Annotated in this window: 23 protein-coding genes; 16 read left to right on the top strand and 7 right to left on the bottom strand. The window is 48.3% G+C overall.

The window, feature by feature from the left end:
* Position 1: 1 nt before the first annotated feature.
* Complete coding sequence (locus BBP27_RS02905; protein ID WP_223168913.1) at positions 2 to 1,867, bottom strand: terminase large subunit domain-containing protein; 1,866 nt, start codon at positions 1,865 to 1,867, stop codon at positions 2 to 4.
* A gap of 115 nt (positions 1,868 to 1,982) precedes the next feature.
* Between BBP27_RS02905 and BBP27_RS02900 the strand changes: the two genes are divergently transcribed.
* The 13 genes from BBP27_RS02900 to BBP27_RS02840 all read left to right on the top strand — a co-directional run bounded on the left by BBP27_RS02900 (position 1,983) and on the right by BBP27_RS02840 (position 8,562).
* Positions 1,983 to 2,780, top strand: coding sequence for a GPO family capsid scaffolding protein (locus BBP27_RS02900; protein ID WP_188211656.1), 798 nt, complete (start codon positions 1,983 to 1,985; stop codon positions 2,778 to 2,780).
* A gap of 13 nt (positions 2,781 to 2,793) precedes the next feature.
* Positions 2,794 to 3,801, top strand: a complete 1,008-nt coding sequence (locus BBP27_RS02895; RefSeq protein WP_070646910.1) for a phage major capsid protein, P2 family — start codon at positions 2,794 to 2,796, stop codon at positions 3,799 to 3,801.
* A 47-nt stretch (positions 3,802 to 3,848) separates the two neighbouring features.
* Positions 3,849 to 4,508, top strand: a complete 660-nt coding sequence (gpM, locus tag BBP27_RS02890) for a phage terminase small subunit (protein ID WP_188211655.1) — start codon at positions 3,849 to 3,851, stop codon at positions 4,506 to 4,508.
* A 140-nt stretch (positions 4,509 to 4,648) separates the two neighbouring features.
* Complete coding sequence (locus tag BBP27_RS02885; RefSeq protein ID WP_150540460.1) at positions 4,649 to 5,134, top strand: head completion/stabilization protein; 486 nt, start codon at positions 4,649 to 4,651, stop codon at positions 5,132 to 5,134.
* A complete protein-coding gene (locus BBP27_RS02880) occupies positions 5,134 to 5,349 on the top strand; it encodes a tail protein X (protein WP_188211654.1) in 216 nt (71 codons plus the stop codon). The genes BBP27_RS02885 and BBP27_RS02880 overlap by 1 nt, the downstream gene beginning before the upstream one ends.
* 7 nt (positions 5,350 to 5,356) lie before the next feature.
* Entirely contained in the window at positions 5,357 to 5,719 is a 363-nt protein-coding gene (locus BBP27_RS02875; protein WP_063075543.1) for a putative holin, read from the top strand.
* On the top strand, positions 5,716 to 6,054 hold the full coding sequence (locus BBP27_RS02870) for a phage holin family protein (protein WP_188211653.1): 339 nt from the start codon (positions 5,716 to 5,718) through the stop codon (positions 6,052 to 6,054). Before BBP27_RS02875 ends, BBP27_RS02870 begins: the two co-directional genes overlap by 4 nt.
* A gap of 26 nt (positions 6,055 to 6,080) precedes the next feature.
* The gene (locus BBP27_RS02865; RefSeq protein WP_150540458.1) at positions 6,081 to 6,620 is read left to right on the top strand and encodes a TIGR02594 family protein; all 540 of its coding nucleotides are present in this window, start codon (positions 6,081 to 6,083) and stop codon (positions 6,618 to 6,620) included.
* Between the two features lie 13 nt (positions 6,621 to 6,633).
* Positions 6,634 to 6,948, top strand: a complete 315-nt coding sequence (locus BBP27_RS02860) for a twin transmembrane helix small protein (RefSeq protein ID WP_188211652.1) — start codon at positions 6,634 to 6,636, stop codon at positions 6,946 to 6,948.
* A 53-nt stretch (positions 6,949 to 7,001) separates the two neighbouring features.
* A complete protein-coding gene (lysC, locus tag BBP27_RS02855) occupies positions 7,002 to 7,259 on the top strand; it encodes an Rz1-like lysis system protein LysC (RefSeq protein ID WP_188211651.1) in 258 nt (85 codons plus the stop codon).
* Positions 7,256 to 7,474, top strand: a complete 219-nt coding sequence (locus BBP27_RS02850) for a TraR/DksA C4-type zinc finger protein (RefSeq protein ID WP_070860426.1) — start codon at positions 7,256 to 7,258, stop codon at positions 7,472 to 7,474. The genes lysC and BBP27_RS02850 overlap by 4 nt, the downstream gene beginning before the upstream one ends.
* A gap of 12 nt (positions 7,475 to 7,486) precedes the next feature.
* A complete protein-coding gene (locus BBP27_RS02845; RefSeq protein WP_188211650.1) occupies positions 7,487 to 7,900 on the top strand; it encodes a phage tail protein in 414 nt (137 codons plus the stop codon).
* A 50-nt stretch (positions 7,901 to 7,950) separates the two neighbouring features.
* A complete protein-coding gene (locus BBP27_RS02840) occupies positions 7,951 to 8,562 on the top strand; it encodes a phage virion morphogenesis family protein (protein WP_188211649.1) in 612 nt (203 codons plus the stop codon).
* Positions 8,563 to 9,208: 646 nt separating this feature from the next.
* On the opposite strand, the gene BBP27_RS02835 is transcribed toward BBP27_RS02840, so the two are convergent.
* From BBP27_RS02835 to dnaQ, 5 genes are all read right to left on the bottom strand, one after another.
* Positions 9,209 to 9,952 (bottom strand): thermonuclease family protein, encoded by a 744-nt coding sequence (locus tag BBP27_RS02835; protein ID WP_188211648.1) that lies wholly within the window; start codon positions 9,950 to 9,952, stop codon positions 9,209 to 9,211.
* Positions 9,953 to 10,026: 74 nt separating this feature from the next.
* On the bottom strand, positions 10,027 to 10,698 hold the full coding sequence (gene rpiA, locus BBP27_RS02830; protein WP_188211647.1) for a ribose-5-phosphate isomerase RpiA: 672 nt from the start codon (positions 10,696 to 10,698) through the stop codon (positions 10,027 to 10,029).
* A gap of 43 nt (positions 10,699 to 10,741) precedes the next feature.
* Positions 10,742 to 11,221 (bottom strand): 2-C-methyl-D-erythritol 2,4-cyclodiphosphate synthase, encoded by a 480-nt coding sequence (gene ispF / locus BBP27_RS02825; RefSeq protein WP_188211646.1) that lies wholly within the window; start codon positions 11,219 to 11,221, stop codon positions 10,742 to 10,744.
* Between the two features lie 33 nt (positions 11,222 to 11,254).
* Positions 11,255 to 11,941 carry a 2-C-methyl-D-erythritol 4-phosphate cytidylyltransferase gene (gene ispD / locus BBP27_RS02820; protein ID WP_188211645.1) on the bottom strand — a complete coding sequence of 229 codons (687 nt, stop codon included), beginning with the start codon at positions 11,939 to 11,941 and terminating at the stop codon, positions 11,255 to 11,257.
* Positions 11,938 to 12,675 carry a DNA polymerase III subunit epsilon gene (gene dnaQ / locus BBP27_RS02815; RefSeq protein WP_188211737.1) on the bottom strand — a complete coding sequence of 246 codons (738 nt, stop codon included), beginning with the start codon at positions 12,673 to 12,675 and terminating at the stop codon, positions 11,938 to 11,940. Before dnaQ ends, ispD begins: the two co-directional genes overlap by 4 nt.
* 341 nt (positions 12,676 to 13,016) lie before the next feature.
* On the opposite strand from dnaQ, the gene BBP27_RS02810 reads away from it, so the two are divergent.
* The 3 genes from BBP27_RS02810 to BBP27_RS02800 all read left to right on the top strand — a co-directional run bounded on the left by BBP27_RS02810 (position 13,017) and on the right by BBP27_RS02800 (position 16,349).
* A complete protein-coding gene (locus tag BBP27_RS02810) occupies positions 13,017 to 13,493 on the top strand; it encodes an NGO0322 family iron-responsive protein (protein ID WP_003746951.1) in 477 nt (158 codons plus the stop codon).
* Between the two features lie 142 nt (positions 13,494 to 13,635).
* On the top strand, positions 13,636 to 14,319 hold the full coding sequence (locus BBP27_RS02805) for a 16S rRNA pseudouridine(516) synthase (protein WP_188211644.1): 684 nt from the start codon (positions 13,636 to 13,638) through the stop codon (positions 14,317 to 14,319).
* Positions 14,320 to 14,984: 665 nt separating this feature from the next.
* Positions 14,985 to 16,349 (top strand): sodium-dependent transporter, encoded by a 1,365-nt coding sequence (locus BBP27_RS02800; protein WP_188211643.1) that lies wholly within the window; start codon positions 14,985 to 14,987, stop codon positions 16,347 to 16,349.
* A gap of 59 nt (positions 16,350 to 16,408) precedes the next feature.
* Here the strand turns inward: BBP27_RS02800 and dld are convergent, their stop codons facing one another.
* Entirely contained in the window at positions 16,409 to 18,100 is a 1,692-nt protein-coding gene (gene dld / locus BBP27_RS02795; protein ID WP_107811007.1) for a D-lactate dehydrogenase, read from the bottom strand.
* Positions 18,101 to 18,154 lie beyond the last annotated feature (54 nt).

The raw sequence follows: 18,154 nt of genomic DNA, 5'->3' as shown, positions 1-18,154 counted from the left end.
TTTAACTATCAATCTCAAATCGTCCGCTGACAACATTGTCCAGCGGCTCTTGATAAAACAACATCATCGCTGCCCAAGCCAAGTCGCCATGACTGGCGGCTTTGCTGCGCGTCGATTCGTAAGTGATGTTCCGTCCGCTGGCGGTAATTGCGCGTCGGACGGACATAAACGCCATCTGCAAATCAATTTTGCCCGCGTCCCACTCGATACGTTTGTTTTTGAGCAGGTTCTGCGTTTTTAAAACCATCATCCCTTTAATGTCGGGCGTGTAGGTCATGCCGATGGCGGGCGGGTAGAATTTTTTAACAAGGTCGTACACCGCCGCGCCGATACCGTTTGCGTCGATGACGATTTTGGTAACGTTGAATTTCTCCGTCATGCCGCGAATGATTTGGGCCTGTGATTCGAAATCCGCCCCGTTAATCATGTGTGTTTCTAAAATTCGGAATGGTTCGCCGTTGCGTTGCGGCGGGACGGCGACCACCAAGCCGGACGCGTCGCCGGTATAGCTCGGGTCGTAGCCTATCCATACGGGGATATTCCCCGCCGGACGCATCATGTCAGGTTTGTACCAAGTCCAATCCCACGATTCGACACCGCAGGCTTGCAGGTCGGCAAAGTGAAACACGCCCTCGCCGTCCGGGACGAATTGACACTCAAAGAGCTGTGCGAACTTGTCGGGCGAGTTGCGCTGGCGCAGATAATCAATATCGAAGAGGTTGCAGCCCGACTCCTGCGCATCATGAATCGTAACGATTTGCCGCCATTGCGCGTCGGCATCCTGACGACCGTTTTTTAAAGCGGCATGACTCAAATCGAGCTTGATATGCTCGCTTCGAGGGCGGCCTTCGTTAAACATCGCGCCCGACCAAAAACCATAAGCGGGGTGGCCTTCGGATGACGGCGTGGAGAAATAGGTCGTCTTCAGGTGCTTTTGACTCGCCATCGGCTCGGCCAGTGTTTGCAACCGCTCGAAATCGGGAATCCAGAAGTATTCGTCGACGTACAAGTTACCGTTGCGACCTTGTGCCGTCCGTGAATTGGTGCCTAAAAAATGCAGTTCCGCGCCATTGTGCAAAGAAATCACATCCCCGCCTTTAAGCTCGACATCGACCATCTTGCAGAGGTTGAGGATGTATTGCTTGAACTGATAGGCCTGCGCGCGGGACGCAGACAGAAAAATGGAGTTGATGCCCGTTTTTAAGCTGGTCAGGAAGGCTTCGCGGGCAAAATAGAAAGTCGCGCCGATTTGGCGGCTTTTTAAGATATTTCGAAAACGGTGCGTCCGATAAATCTCGCCCCAATACCGCTGATAATCGAAACACTGCTCTTCAAAAATCTCTACCATGCGCTGCTGCTGCTCGGGTGCGATATAGTTTTTCGGCGGTTTTTCGACGGAGCGGGTGCGGCTGCGTTCGGTGCGCTCGGTACGTTCACGCGGTGGGCGGTCTATGGTCGGCACGCTGTCAAAAGGCGGCTTGTCTGCGCCGTCAAATCGGTTGTTTTTCGGCGTTTCCGATTTTTCAGACGGCCTTTTGCCTTCGCCGCCCATTAATGCGGAAAGTTGGCGCATTTCTTTGTAAACGCCGTCTGATTTGTTCGGCAGGTTGACGAGTTGGATCAGGCGCGCTTCAATAGATGAGGCAACACGCTGCATCGGTGTTCCGCCATCCCAGTTTTCCCGTTGCTTCCAAGAATGTACCGTGGCGGGCTTCAGTCCCAAATGCCGCCCGATGGCGGTAATTTTCCATCCCTGCCAGTAAAGAGACCGCGCAACAAGGCGCGGGTCGATATTTTGGGCAATTTCAATATTCTGACGTTTTTCCATGTCTTCAAAAAATAGCGGCAATACCCGATTTTCGGGCAAAAATGCCAATCCTACCCGCTCCGCATGACTTGAAAAACCCACCTAAAACCCCTGTCGCTTGCCGTCTTTTCCGTAAATGCCAAAATAAAACGGACAAACACCCGAGCGCATACGCATGAATAAATCCGCCAAAAATTCCACTGAAAAATTCAGCGACCGATGGTTCTGCATCGGCAAATCCGGTGCAACTGCCGACGGTCGAACGATCGAATCAGCCGACCTCATCGCCGCCGCAGAAGCTTACGACCCACAAATCTACGGCGCACGCATCAACCTTGAGCATTACCGCCCATATTCTCCCAAAAACGACTATTCAGGCCTGGGGGACGTCCTCGAGCTGAAAGCAGAGACTTCAGACGGTATTACCCGCCTTTACGCTCGTATCGACCCTACTGAAAAAATGTTGGGCTACATCAAAGAGCGCGAAAAAGTCTATACATCCATGGAAATCATGAAGCCATTCGCCGACACCGGCAAAGCTTATCTGGTCGGCCTTGCGATGACGGATAGCCCTGCATCTCTCGGTACGACCATGCTCAAGTTCCGTCAACTCAATCCTGAAGATACCAACTACACCGCCGCCTATACCGAAATGGAAAGCCTGCCAATGACCCAACCTGCCAACCAACCCCAACATGAGAAAAAAGGCTTTTTTGCCGCCCTCCACGACAAAATGTTCAATAAGAAATCAGATCCCGCCCCTGTCGAAACAGAAAAAAACGACTACACCCAAGCCTTTGCCGACCTGAACAAAGAATTGGAGCAGTCTGCCCAAATTACCCAAAAACTCGCCGATGACTACACTGCCCTGCGCAAAGAATTCGATGCCTTTAAGGCCGCTATTGAGTCCGCCCCGATCAATCAGGCAGAGCCACATACCGGCGCGAATACAAACCCTGCTTCCGAATTTTAAGAAAAGGTAAGCCATGCACCCGTATATCCAGCAATACATCAACGCCGTCGCCAAAGCCAACGGTACAACTGCCGAAGGCGTATCCCGCCATTTCAGTGTAACGCCCGCCGTTTCTCAAAAAATGCGCGAAGCCGTCCGCCTGGAGTCAACATTCCTGCAAAAAATCAACATCATCAGCAAAACCGAAATTGCCGGCTCAATCATTGGTTTATCAACAGGTCTGAATGCCTCGCGAACTGATACTAAAAACGGCGACGGTACTGTACGCCGTCAGCCCAAGCCATATCACAACCTGACCGACCGCCAGTATTTGTGTAAAAAAGTAAATTTTGACACTCAAGTCAGCTACGACGATATGGACTCTTGGAGCAGTCAACCTGAATACGTCAAGTTGATCAATAACCAGCTCGTAAAATCCAAAGCTTTGAGCCTGATTGCCATCGGTTTCAACGGTACGTCTGCCGCCGCCACATCCGACTTTTCGGCAAATCCTCTCTTGCAGGACGTACAAACCGGCTGGTTGCAGCATATGCGTACCAATGCAGCATCCAACGTCATGGGCAGCGCAACCAATGCCGTAGAAATCGGCGAAGGCAAATCCTATACCTCTCTCGACCACTTGGTTACGGACGTTGCCGAAAGCTTGATTGACGAAGAGTTCCACGACATGCCGGGCATGACCGTTATCTGCCATCAATCTTTGCTGTCTGAAAAATACTTTGCCGTTATCAAAGAAGCAGGCAACAAGGCAAGTGAGCTGCGTCCTGCCGACATCATCATGTCTGAAAAACGCTTGGGCGGTCTGCCGGTCGTAACTGCACCGTATTTCCCCAAAAATACGATTTTGGTTACTCCGCTGAAAAACCTGTCCATCTACTTCCACAAAGGCGGCCATCGCCGCAAGCTGGCGGACGAACCTGAATTCGACCGCATCGCCGACTACCAGTCAGAAAATATCTGCTATGTCGTCGAAGAGTACGGCGCAGCAGCTTTGGTCGAAAACATCAAAATCGTGAAGTAGAAAAAAAGGCCATCTGAAATTTCAGACGGCCTAATGAAAGGGATCCAATGACTCCAGCCCAGGCACACAAACAACAGGTTTTAGCAGAGAAGGCAGCAAAAAACGGCGAAAACATCCATGTCGCCGAACCCTACCGCCGACTGTTGGCAAGCCTTAACACCGATCGCGCCTTCCTACACCAAATTAAATCCGTATCCGACAAAATCCAAGCCAAAAAAGGAATGGTAGAAAAATATCTTCCATGGCTGGAAGACGTCTATCTCTCCGGTTCGGCCGCTGAAACCGATCCGATCTTCACTACCGCCCTGCTTTGGTTGATTGACATTGGCGAGCTTGACCAAGCCGTGCCATACATCCTATTTGCCATCGAGCATGACATGAAAGTCAAAGATGACTACCGTCGTGACCTGCCCGACCTCTTAATTGAAGAGCTGGCTGAACAGTATGGATACGGTGCTGACTTGAGTAAAGCCAACCATACTGATCTGCTCACACTCATCAGCACCGTCAACCCAGACACGGGTATGCATACCTTAAATCTGACAGACATCATCCGCGCCAAGTTCTACAAAGCCTCTGGAGAACGTGCGGAAGAAGCCGAAGACCTCGAAAGTGCGGCGAGTTACTACGAAAACGCACTGAAGTATTCTGAAAAAATCGGTGTCAAATCCCGCCTTGCAGCCATCAAAAAACAGCTTAAAGGCTGACCTAGCTCCCCTCGCCGGGCGCAAGCCTGCGGCAAGTCCTCCAGAAATATCATGGACGGCCTTAGCATGCAAAGCCTCTGCGCCTCCTTTCCAAAGCCCGCCTAAATATCGGGCAGGCTTCTTCCGTAAGGAAATGAATCATGACTATTGTTTTCGCCGACACCCCCGATCAAGGGCGGCAAGCATTAGACCAATCTGAAGTTCGCAGTATTCCTTTTTTCCCAATCATCGACCTTGCCAACTTTCGCGAAGTAATGAGGATTGAAGCGAACATTTCAAGCAGCCGTGTTTACCATGCCGTCCTCGAAGCCGTCGCACACGTCAACGGCCAGCTTAAGAAATACCGCATTGCCGCCGTACAGGTTGGCAGGGGCACTCTTGCCGAAACAGGCGATTCAGACGACGTCATTAATGGCGAATCGGTTAAAACCATCCATTACCGCCGCGCCGTCTATTGCTATGCCAAATCACTTCTGCTGGAAAAATACGCAGATACAGAACCATCGGGAAAAGCAGGCGAGCGTGCCGAAATGAAACAACATCAAGCCGAAGACTTCCGCCGTGAAGCACACTATGCCACCGCGGCAGTCATGGGCGAGCGCCGCTGCGATTCGGAATTAATTTGATGGAATACACGACCCGTGAAGGCGATACCGTCGCCAATATCGCTTGTAACCATTACGGGACGTCCGCAGGCTACACCGAACAAATCCTGACCGCCCCTGAAAATTACGGCTTATCGAAATATCCTGCCCTCCTACCTGCCGGTTTGACTATCCGACTGCCTCAAGCCAACCACGAAGAAGCACAACAAAAATCCACCCTGAATCTATGGGACTGAAAACGTCATGACCCAAGACAAAACTACCACTGCTGTCAACGCCGCCGTAATTATCATCGGCAGCTACCACGTCCACGCCTCCGTAGCCTTCGGTGCACTCATAGGCGCATCGCTGTTCGTATTAAGCCAAAAGGCAGAGCGACCGATTAATAAGGCATGGCTTTTTGCTGTGTCTTTCATCGGCGGCATTTTCGGTTACGACGGCGCAGAAGGCCTAATCAACTGGCTGCTGCCGGGTGAAACACTGACCATCAATAGCTTTACCGCCGCTGCCATTTTTTCTGCCGGACTGGTTTTAGGTTTACAGCGTGTCATGCGCCTGATTGAAAAAGGCCGTCTGAAAACCCTGGAAGAGGAAAAAGAATCATGAATACAGTCCAATCTGCTGCCGTCATTGCCCTGTCCCTGACCGCGGCCGTTCGTATCATCCTTTTTGACACCCGCGGGAAAAAACATAAGCCGTTAAGTGCGGCAATCGCCTATTTATCTATCGTATGGTTTTGCAGTCTCGCCCTGGCCGCTGCCTTTTCCATTAAATCACTGACTATATGGTTGCTTATCTTCGGACTGGCCCTGCACACGGGCGCAGTGCTATGGAGTGGCGGCAATATCAGCAAAATCCACCCAAAGAAAACACGCCCAAGCACAGAAAATCAAGGTTTTTTGAACCGCGTATCAAAAAAAATACCGCAAGAAAATATTTAAACACACGAATAAAAAAGGAAGAAAGCATGACTGAATTGCCCTGGATGGCAGAAGCCCGCCGACACGTCGGATTGAAAGAAATCGTCGGCGCGAAACATAACCCGATTATCCAATCTTGGCTCAAAGAAATGGGAAACTTTCCCAATGCGGCCAAAGCATGGTATGCGGACGATGAGACGCCATGGTGCGGCCTATTTGTCGGTTACTGCCTCGGTAAAAGCGGCCGCGGCGTTATAAAAGATTGGTATCGCGCCAAGGCATGGGCAGAGGCTGGTCTGACTAAGCTGGCTAAACCCGCCTATGGCTGTATCGCCGTGAAATCCCGTAAAGGTGGCGGCCATGTGTTTTTCGTCGGCGGCAAAAACGCTAAAGGGCAAATTATGGGATGGGGCGGTAATCAGGGCAATGCCGTATCTGTTGTGCCGTTTAACGGTGCAGACATTGATGGCTACTATTGGCCGTCTAAATTGGTTGATGGCAAGCCGGTTAAATCGTACCCATCCGCAGAGCGTTACAACCTGCCTATTGTTACCGGCACTGCCGCCGCAGGCGTGAGCGAAGCCTAAAAAGGAGGATGGTATGAAAACAGCTATTGTTGTTGTCGTGTCTTATATCCTGACCGTTGCCGTCCTCGGATATGGCTTGATACACATGCGAAAAAGCAATAAGGCACTGACACAAACAGTCGCCGAGCAAGAAGCCGCCATCAAATCAAAAGACGCCGCGATCAGGCTTTATAAAGAACGCGCCAAAAGTTTGCAGGAGCAGGTAAACCAAATCATGAAGGTTCAGGCTGAAAAAAACAGCCAAGTCGAAGCGGCACTGACTAAGCATCATGAATGGTCGTCTGAAAAACTGCCCGAAGATGTAGCCAAAACCATCAATAAAAAATAACAGCGGGGCGCATGATTGCGCCCTTTTAAACATCAAACTATGAAAGATAAAACATGAAACGTCTCTCTGTTCTCGTTGCCGCCGTTGCCCTTACTGCCTGCACCCATAATCCGCCGGTATCTGTACAGGCTGCCGAGTCATGCCCGCCGGTGCCGAAGTGTGAAGCCTACCCGCCCGAAGAGATTACAACCAATGCGGACATGGTTCGCGCATTGATTGCCTATCGCTCGGCGTTTGAACAATGCCGCCTCTATCGCGACGCTTTGTCCGCCTGCCTCAAAGGCGATGAAGAAGGGAAAGCCACACCATGACCGACATCATCGACCAAGCCTGCGACTTAGAGCAAAAAATGCGCGAATTCTGGCTGTTGCGCCAAAAGGAACAAGAATCCGCCGCCCCATCAGCCCAAGAGTGTGAAGAGTGCGGTGAAATCATCCCCGAAGCGCGTCGAGAAGCAGTACCGGGTTGCCGATTGTGTATTGACTGCCAACGTATCGAAGAGCAGCGGCAGCGGTTTAAAAAATAAGGTCGTCTGATAATGGAAAAGCCCAAAAGCCTGCGTCTTGCCATACAAGAAACGCTGCCGGAGTTTAAAGCCGCCCCTGACCGTCTGCGTCTGACGGTTTTGTCGGGGCAGATTATTCCGAAACGCAATACATTGAGTTATGAAGCGAAGTACACGCTCAATATTTTTATTCAGGAGTTCCATCGAGATCCAGCGTATCTCTTTTTGATTGTGAATAAGTGGCTGCAAGAAAATCAGCCGGATATTTTGTGCCCGGGCACAGACGCATCATCAAGAGCCTTTGTTTTCGAGGCAGAGCCGATAGAGTCGGATGTCTGGGATGTAATGATCGAATTAAAATTGACAGAAACAGTCATTGCCGGTTTGGATGAAAACGGCTTAGTCTCCTACAAAACAAAATCCGAGCCGCCGCGCCCCGTTTTTTAAACAGATAAAGGACGCATAATGCGTCCTTTACTTCAAGTGCAGGAGGAAATATGGAAGAACTGGAAGCACTCGTTGCCCAAATTGAACATTTAGCGCTAAAGATTCAGCCGTCTGCCCGTGCCAAACTTATGCGTAATATCGCGACGGAGCTACGCCGCCGCAACCGAAACCGCATTAAAGCAAATATCGAGCCTGACGGAAATCCGATGGCAAAACGTCAAGGCGACCGTTTTGCTTTCCGACGCCTACGGGATGGAGAGGAACTACACCGCCGCCCGTTTCGTTTTTTTGGAGAGAAATACGGAGATAGCTACACCGGCCGTATTGCATATAGTCGCACAGAAAACGGGAATGAATTAGTACGGTTCGAGGGCGAACGCAGGCTTTTGGGATTTCGGCGAGAATATTTGTACCTGAAAACGCCGACAATATCCCGTATGGTAATGTTCCGCCGTATCGGTGCCGCCCGCTGGCTGCGTCAAAAAGCAGATGAAAACCATGCAAAAATCGGATGGTTCGGCGGTAAAGCCGCGCAAATTGCAACAGAACACGAAGACGGTAGCACGGCAAAAAACCTGCCATCCCGCCTGCTATTGGGCTTACCGAAAGAAGACTTGGAGTACATTACAGACCAAATACTAAACGCCATAAAAATGGAGTAAAAAAGGCCGTCTGATTTATTTCGGACGGCTTTATTATTATATTTTACAAGTAGCGCATAAATCAGCATAAAAATGTCAAATCTTGCATAAAAACGCATAAAAAACCAGTGTTCGAAAATCGCCGAAAACCCTATGAAATATAAGGATTGCAGTAGGAGCCGCTGCTGCATAAAAAAACGCACCCCCACAGAGTCCCCGCGGAGGGAGGGGGAGCGCGCGCTACCTGCTGTCAGTGTAGAACAGAGAGACCTTCCTAAATTCAGTAAGGCTGGTTTAATCCATATCGTGGGAAATAAGATTTTATGTGTTACCTTATGTGTTACTTATACTTTTCAAAAAAATAATCATCAATAAATCATATAGGTATGATTAAATTTTAATCCCTTCCTCTCTGCCAGATACTAAAGACACCAGCTAACGGTGTCTTTTTTTATATCTGCTCTTTTTGAATATGGTTGATCCCGTCTATCCGAACAGGGTGTAATGTCTTATCAAGTATCTTTCCCTAGCAACATTTTGATGAAAATTCGTGATTTATCCTAAAATCCCGATACTATTTTCCCCTGATATAAAATCTGCCCTATACGTTTATTTCATCATAATGAAAGGCCGTCTGAAAGTTTTCAGACGGCCTCTTTCTTAAAACCTACCAAATCCCGAACCATTGTTTATCAGACTGCTTTTTATTGGTATTCTGCTGCTCGTGGTTTTGACGGCGAAATTGCCAAGGCGCTTGCGGATTGCCTTTTTTCCATAAGCCCTTACGTTTTTCCTTGGCTTGCTTTTGTGCGGCCGAATAGTCGGTGTAGGCGGTTTTACTTTGTTGTTTCTTGGCATAACTTTCATAATGCCATGCCGCACCATCCCGTATCTGCATTAAATTCAAGTCAATCGTGCCGACTGATACTTGGGCAACTTCGCGCTGATAGCGGTCGCTTTCAAACACGCGCACTTTGGCTTTTTTATTTAGTGCGGCATCAATCAGATTGTCTCGTGATTGCGTACCATAGGCCTGATTGATTTCCGGTGCATCGATATAGGCCATGCGAATTTTGTGTTTTCGGCCGTCGCTATCGATAATGTGCATGGTATCGCCATCATGGATTTTGATGATTTTTCCATTGTATGTGTAAGTTTGTCGCGATGACTTTTGTTTTTGTTTCTGTTCTTGCTTGGGTTCGGCTTCGGTTTTGGTGTCAGATGTGGCTTTGATGACATTTTCTCCCAGCCATTCATTGACCTTTTCCAAACCGATATTGTCGTTTTGTGCCAATGTTGCGGCAACGCTTACCCCGGTACGAATCAACTCGGTATCGCGTGAACTGTAACCAAGCGCGCCCAACACGGATAAAACAACAGGCAGCCATTTGATAATTTTACTGATTTGCATATTTTGCCAAATTGAAGGCCGTCTGAAAGACCTGATACGCTTTCAGACGGCCTTTTAAGATTGATTAATCTTCATTAATCCTGACAAGGCAGGATGACTTTTGCGCCTTCTGCCGTACCCAAAACCAACACATCGGCGGCATAGCGGGCAAAAATACCGTTTTCGACTACGCCGGTGATTTTGTTGATTTCGTCTTCCATTTTCAGGGCTTGGTCGATATTGAGGCCGTGAACATCAACGATTTGGTTGCCATAGAAAGTAGTATAGCCGACACGCAACTCAGGCTGTCCGCCCATGGCAAGCAGTTTGCGCGACACCAGCGAACGGGCATTTTCAACCACTTCGACCGGCAAGGGAAATTTGCCCAAACGGGAAACATATTTGCTTTCATCGGCGATACAGACAAATTTATCCGATGCGCTGGCCACGATTTTTTCATTCAAATGCGCACCGCCGCCGCCTTTAATCATTTGCAGCGCGTGGTTGACTTCGTCTGCGCCGTCAACATAAACCGCCAAACCCATCACATCATTCAGTGAAACTTCTGGAATTTCGTATTTTGCCAAAAGCTCGCTGGATTTTTTGGAAGTAGATACGGCGCCCTTGATTTTCTTACCGCTTTTACCCAAAGCTTCAATAAAAAAGTTAATGGTAGAGCCAGTGCCAATACCGATGTATTCGTTTTCAGGAACAAATTCCACCGCTTTCTCGGCGGCAATGCGTTTGAGTTCGTCTTGAGTTGCCATGTTGTCAGTCTTTCGGTTTGAATGATGAAACGATTTTAAGCCCTTAGGCTTTAATCAGCAATACTGCCGCTTGCGCTTCAATGGCTTCCATACGTCCCAGATAGCCAAGTTTTTCGTTGGTTTTGCCCTTGATGTTGACGCAGTTTTCAGACAAGCCCAAATCGGCGGCAATGTTGGCGCGCATGGCCGGAATATGTGGCGCGAGTTTGGGTTTTTGCGCAATTACGGTCGTATCGACATTAACCACCTTCCAACCCAATTCCTGCACGCTTTGATAAGCCTCGCGCAACAGCACACGGCTGTCTGCATCTTTGAACTCGACGGCAGTATCGGGAAAATGGCTGCCGATATCGCCCAAACCGGCCGCGCCCAACAGGGCATCGGTAATCGCATGCAAAAGCGCATCGGCATCGGAATGGCCCAGCAAGCCTTTTTCAAACGGAATGTTGACGCCGCCGAGTATCAAATCTCGCCCTTCAACCAACTGATGGACATCGTAGCCCTGTCCGACACGGATATTCATGTTTGTTTCCTTAAAATAATGGGTTTTGATTGTTCAGACGGCCTTGAGCAACAACCTGACAATGTATTCGTCTTGCGGCAGCGTCAATTTTAAATTACGCGTATCGCCCCGCACCAAGCGCGGCCGGATACCCAGTTTTTCAACCGCTGACGCTTCATCCGTAATTTCACTCAAATCATCAACAGATAAGGCGCGATTTAATAAGGCCGTCTGAAAAAGCTGCGGCGTTTGCGCCTGCCATAATCCTGCGCGCGCAACAGTTTCATCAATATGATGATTGCCGTCTGCCCGCTTGAGCGTATCGGCCACCGGTATGGCCAAAATACCGCCTTCATCATTCTCGCCTGCCTCATCAAGCAAACGCGTTAACGCTTCGGCAGACAGGCAACAGCGCGCGGCATCATGAACCAAAATGTTATCTTGCGCCTCGGCCAAACCTTGCTCCAATAAAACGGACACACCATTGCGTACCGTTTCGGCGCGACTTGCTCCACCTACTCGAAAGACGCGTACTTTCTCAGACAGGGCCGTCTGAAAAACCGAATCTTCCGGCGAAAGAATAACGGCAATTAAATCTATGCGTGAGTGTTGCTCAAAAATTTCTATGGTGTGTTGCAATACGGTTTTACCATTGATTTCAACATATTGTTTGGGTTTTCCCGCGCCAAATCGCGCCCCGACACCGGCAGCAGGAATCAAAGCGATATTGCGGCGCATCATGCTGACGCTCCGGCATCGGCCTCATCCGGCGTTTCAGCCTTGCGCCATACGCACGCTTCGCCCAAATCGTCCAAATATTTTTCATGTGCGGCCAGCTCGTCCGCATCGGCTTTGATGACTTTCAACTGCGACGTACGTTTGGTTTCGGCAATAATGGTTGGTTTGACTTCGCCCTCTTCTTCCGCCTCGCCGCCCATCAGGTCGAACTGCTGACGCGTCATGGCAAGATAGACTTCACCCAAAAGCTCGCAGTCGATTAACGCTCCGTGCAAGACACGTTTGCTGCGGTCAACGGAAAAGCGGTTACACAAGGCATCCAAGCTTGCCTTTTGCCCCGGAAACATTTCACGCGCCATAGCCAGCGTGTCGGTGACTTTACAACCCAGTTCCTCAATAGAAGGCAAACCCATGCGGCGGAATTCCATATTCAGGAAGCCGACGTCAAACTTGGCGTTATGGATAATCAGCTCTGCGCCACGAATAAAGTCGGCAATCTGTTTACCCACTTGGGCAAACGGCGGCGCATTCTTCGCTTCCAATACTTCAATCGTCAAACCATGCACCTTCGCCGCTTCCTCCGGCATATCGCGTTCGGGGTGGACATATAAATGAAGGTTGGAGTCGGTCATTTGGCGGTTGATCATTTCCAAGCCGGCAAATTCGACCAGACGGTCACCGTTTTCAGGATAAAGGCCCGTGGTTTCCGTATCGAGGATAATCTGACGTTGGCTCATGGTTGGTGGTTTCTGCAATTATCAAAACGTCCTGAATCATACTGAAGGCCGTCTGAAATGTATAGTCAGCAAAACTTTAGCTGCTTTTCAAATACCCTTTTAACGCTGGATTTGTTCAGACGGCCTTTATTATTTTTTCATCTATTGGCCGGCTATTACTCCAATTTTGAGTAGAAAACCCAATTTCTACAAAATTTTTTAAATTTAATTTCTTTAATAATGAATACCTTACTTATTATTTAAATAATAGGAACAATTATCATTTGCAAATTTAAAAAATCTCCGTATAATACAACCCATCGAAACGAAACAACCGCACCACAGAATAAAAGGAGAAGAAAATGCCCGAAAGTATTTTTAAGCAAGTCTCCCTTGACATTCTGAGACTGCACCAACAAGCCATCCGCTCTTTAATCGCCACCAAATGTTGCGATGAGTGCGAAGTACACGACGCAGTATTCATTACTTTAGATGGCCGCTATTATGTTTGGCTTCCTTGCATGGGCAAATCGCCCCAATCAGAAACCGGCATCCTGCTGATTGAAGATGAAGACGGCAATACGCGCTTAAGCTGGGTGGCCGACACACGCGAAGTCAAGCAAAAAGACAGTCTGTACAACCGCGTTGTTTCTGCCCTGCAACGAAAAATGCAGCGCACGAAAAACAAGTTCATCCAGTCGGCAAACGCCCGATTGCTCGAACTCACGCCTCAGCAAGGCCGTCTGACGACAAACAGCGAAGATTTCTCGCTTTCACCACATGACTTGATGAAAGCTCTTTATCCGGCAACACATCAAATAGGAGAATTTGCCCTGTAACAGTTTTTGGTAGTGGTTTGTGTTCCTTTTGCGCCCCTTAACATTTTAAAGGGGCGATTTTTTTGCCTCTGCTTTTCAGACGGCCTCAAAACCGGTTTTCCAGTACAATAAAGGCCGTCTGAACATTTCCTACTTTTTAACCATGCAACTGCTCAAATACATCCAATCGCAAGGCCTCGGCAGCCGCAAGCAATGCCAGTGGCTGATAGACAATGACTGTATCGCCATAAACGGCGAAATTCATAATCGTGCCAAAGACGATATCGATCCGTCTCAAGTGCACACCCTGTCTGTTGACGGCGAAGAGATTGCCGCCGTACCCATGCCCTATTTCTACATTTTGCTTCATAAGCCTGCGGATTACGAAACTTCGCACAAACCCCAGCAATATCCGAGCATCTTCAGCCTTTTTCCCGACCACATGCGCAATATCAATATGCAGGCAGTCGGCCGCTTGGATGCAGACACAACCGGCATTATTCTGATTACCAACGACGGGCAATTTAACCACCGCGTTACTTCGCCCAAACACAAAGTTCCGAAGCTCTACCGCGTTACCTTGAAGCATCCTGCCGACGATACCCTTTGCGCTACGTTGAAAAACGGCGTCCTCCTGCATGACGATAATGAAACCGTCGCTGCCGCCGAAGCAGTGTTGGCCGACCCAAACACATTGATGATGACCATTACCGAGGGCAAATATCATCAGGTCAAGCGCATGGTCGCAGCCGCAGGCAACCGTGTCGAGCAGCTCCACCGTGAAAAATTCGGCGACTGGAATGTCGACGATTTGGCCGCCGGAGAATGGAAATTCATCCAAATCTAAAAAAATTCCAAAATTTTGAGATATTTTTTTAAACAAAATGGATTTTTAATTTATTTAAAATCAACCATCTAAACCTTATTATTTTTATTTAACAGAATTTAACACTAGAAGGACTGAACTATTGTATAATTCGCCTGTCTGAGTAACACTTGCTTCGAGAGAAGTGAGTAAGTGAGTAAGACGTTTTCCCCGTAATGTGTTTGGCCATCTATACTTTCCCCTTAGTATAGATGGTTTTTTTTATCTAAAATTCGGCAGGTCTGCAAACGTACTTTCAGACGGCCTCTCCTTATCAAAGCCCATCATTTCCAAACCGTGCAACCCTATTCATTGCTTGCCATTATTCCCACTTAATTTCCGATTTCTTCTGCACCCATCCAAACCCGTTCAACTTCAAATGAATCGTTTCATAAAAAGAGCGCTGTCGGCTATCCAAACAGGTATAAACGTATGCCATTCAGACGGCCTCTGCTGATGCCGTTTATTCAATATTACCTTAGCAGAATTCTCTGTTTGCACGTTTCCATATCAAGTAGACTAGAAAGACTCACTAAAAATTCTTCATTAAATAGTTTTTTTACCTAACATTCTTTTCAGACTTTAGTCAAGATTCGTTAAATCTTTGCGGTAAAATGTTGTCTTTATTTTCATGTATCTGAGTTTTTATGTCTTCCAATCAACCCCGTCAAACTTGGTCCAACCGTTTGACTTACATCCTTACCGTTGCCGGCGCGACTGTCGGCTTTGGCGCAACGTGGCGTTTCCCGTATTTAGTCGGTGAAAACGGCGGCGGCGCATATGTGTTTTTATTCTGTATCGCCATGTTGGTCATCGGTATTCCGATGATTTTGGTGGAAAACGTCATCGGCCGCCGTAAAGGCGTGAACGCGCTGGATGCGTTCGGCGGCTCAATGAACGGCAAACCCGTTGCCAAAATTTGGAAATTGGTCGGCTGGATGGGTCTGCTTGGCGCATTCGGCATCATGGCCTATTACATGGTGCTCGGCGGCTGGGTCATCAGTTACATCGTCAACATCATCGGCGGCAATTTGGACATTTCCAACCCTGTCAGCGGCGAAATAACGAAAAGCTTCTTTACCGAACACATCGAAAACAGCCCTTGGGAAATTGCCTTTTACACCTTCCTATTTGTCGTTGTGAACCAATGGATTTTGGTCAAAGGCGTCATCGGCGGTATTGAAAAAGCGGCGAAATACCTGATGCCTTTGCTGTTTTTGTTCCTGATTGCCATGGTCGTGCGCAACGTTACCCTGCCGGGCGCAATGGAAGGGATTACTTTCTATCTGAAGCCTGATTTCAGCAAAATTACCGCCGAACTGTTCGTCTTCGTTTTAGGTCAAGTATTCTTCGCCTTGAGCTTGGGTTTCGGCGTGATGATTACCTTGTCCAGCTATCTGGATAAAAACGAAAATTTGGTGCAAACCGCAGTCATTACCGCCATTACCAATACCATCATCGCGGTGTTGGCGGGCTTTATGATTTTCCCGTCGCTCTTCAGCTTCGGCGTTGCCCCTAATTCCGGCCCGACTTTGGTATTCCAAAGCCTGCCGATTGTGTTCTCGAATATGTGGGCAGGCCCTGTGTTCGCCGTTATTTTCTTCTCGCTGCTCCTGATTGCCGCACTGACGACCTCGCTGACGATTTATGAAGTATTGATTACGACGATTCAGGAGAAAACCAAAATCCGCCGTACCGCCGCGATTACAATTGTCTTGGCTGCCATCTTCATTTTCGGCAACATTCCGTCTATTTTGAGCTATGGCCCGTGGAAAGACGTTTCCGTGTTCGGCAAAAATATTTTTGATGCCTTTGACTACATCAGCGGCAATATCCTGTTTATGCTGACCGCGCTCGGCTCCGCGCTGTTTGTCGGTTTCGTGATGAAGGACGAGGCGAAGGATGAATTGCTTTATAAAGGCAACCATACGACAGTCAATATCTGGTTTGCCTATGTGAAATACCTTGTGCCTTTGGTGATTTTGCTGATTTTTGTCAGCAACTTGTTCTGATAAACAGCATACAAAAAGGCCGTCTGAAATATTCAGACGGCCTTTATTTTAACTATGATTTATTCTGCCCAGTTTTTCTTCTTACTGGTTTTACCGATACCGGGGTTGAAACTATTGGTCGGGTCGAGTTTTTTATAGAACTGTTTCAACTCGGGCTTGGCTTCATACAGATGACCGACATTATGCTCGGCAGGATATTGCGCACCGCGTTGGTCAAGCAGATGGAGCATTTCATGTTCCAAAGCCATACAGTCGTTGCCTTTTTTAATGATGTAGTCCTGATGAAACACATGACACATAAAATGTCCGTAATACAATTTATGGATGATTTTATTGTCGATTTCGGGTGGCAGGGTTTCAAACCAATCACGATCATCACGGCGCAAGGCGATATCGAGTGCGACCAAATCCTCTACTTCATCATCATGTACAGAACGGTAACGGATCGCGGCAGAAGCTACAGCAAAGCGATGCAGCATGGCCGCCTGCGTTTCTTCGGCATTACATTCGAAGAATGCGCCGCCATGGGTTGCAAAATATTCCTTCAAGAAAGCACGCGCTTCTTCTACGCCCTCTCCACCCATTTTTAAAATCAGGTGATGTTCATATTTATCCCGATAGTTGCGCATAGATTTCGGCAAGTGATCAGGCAAAATTTTACTGATCAGTTGCATGAATTTATCAGAGAAGTGTTTTGGTAAGAAACTTATCTTTTTGCTGAATCTATCCACACGGGCTTTCAGATCAAACAGTTTCGGAAGTTGGTGGGTACCGAACGTCTTGATGATATAAAAAGTATCTTTGCCATAAACGGCAGCAATATCAAAAGCATGACGATGGATATATTCACCGGAAATAGGCAGGTTTTTAAACTCGCTCAAAGCGGCACGACGAATATCGGTCAGCTCATTAATATCATTGGTGCCGATATAAAAAACGGCAGTCTGTTTTTCTTGCGGGAAAGTATCCAAGCGTACGGCAAACACCATCAGCTTGCCCGCGCAACCTGATGCTTCGTAGTGACGCGCAGGGTCGGCATTAAAACGGGCGGCAGTCGGTTCATTCACTTGGCGGACATGATCGCAATAAGCATGGTCATGCCCTTTGCCTGCATTTTGAACAATATCTTTTTTCTGATAATGGAAACCTTGCAGATTGGTCAGAATTTCTTCAGGGGTTTCGCCCAAATCAATGCCCAAATGGTTGACCAGCTCCAGTTTGCCCTCATCGTTGATTTGCGCAAACAGGGCCATTTCCGTATAAGCCGGGCCACGCTGTACCAAAGCGCCGCCGGAGTTATTACATACGCCGCCCAATACGGATGCGCCGATGCAGGACGAGCCGATCACGGAATGCGGCTCACGGCCTAAAGGTTTCAGCAGCAGCTCCAATTGATTCAGGGTAGAACCGGGCAGGCAGACAACTTGTTCATTATTATTAATCGGCTGAATGATGTTCAGACGCATGGTATTCACAATCACGATATCGCGGTCGTAATCATTGCCGTCAGGAGTCGAGCCGCCGGTCAGACCAGTATTGGCAGCCTGCGTAATCACAATGACATCAGCCTCAACACACGCCTGCAAAATTTGCCACATTTCCAAAACCGTACCTGGACGGACAACCGCCAATGCCTTGCCTTCGCCAAAACGGTAGCCTTGGCGGTATTGCTCGGTTTTTGCCGGGTCTGTGATGATGTATTTTTCGCCGACGGTTTGCGTCAGCCGGCTGATTAATTGTGTAGCATTCATTGCATACTCCTTGAGAGATTAATATATTTATTAGATTGCAAACATTGTAGTAAT

It is taken from the genome of Neisseria sp. RH3002v2g (genome assembly GCF_014596425.2).
GTDB lineage: Bacteria > Pseudomonadota > Gammaproteobacteria > Burkholderiales > Neisseriaceae > Neisseria.
Note: the sequence above shows the minus strand (reverse complement) of the source record. Positions and strands in the feature narration are given on the sequence as shown.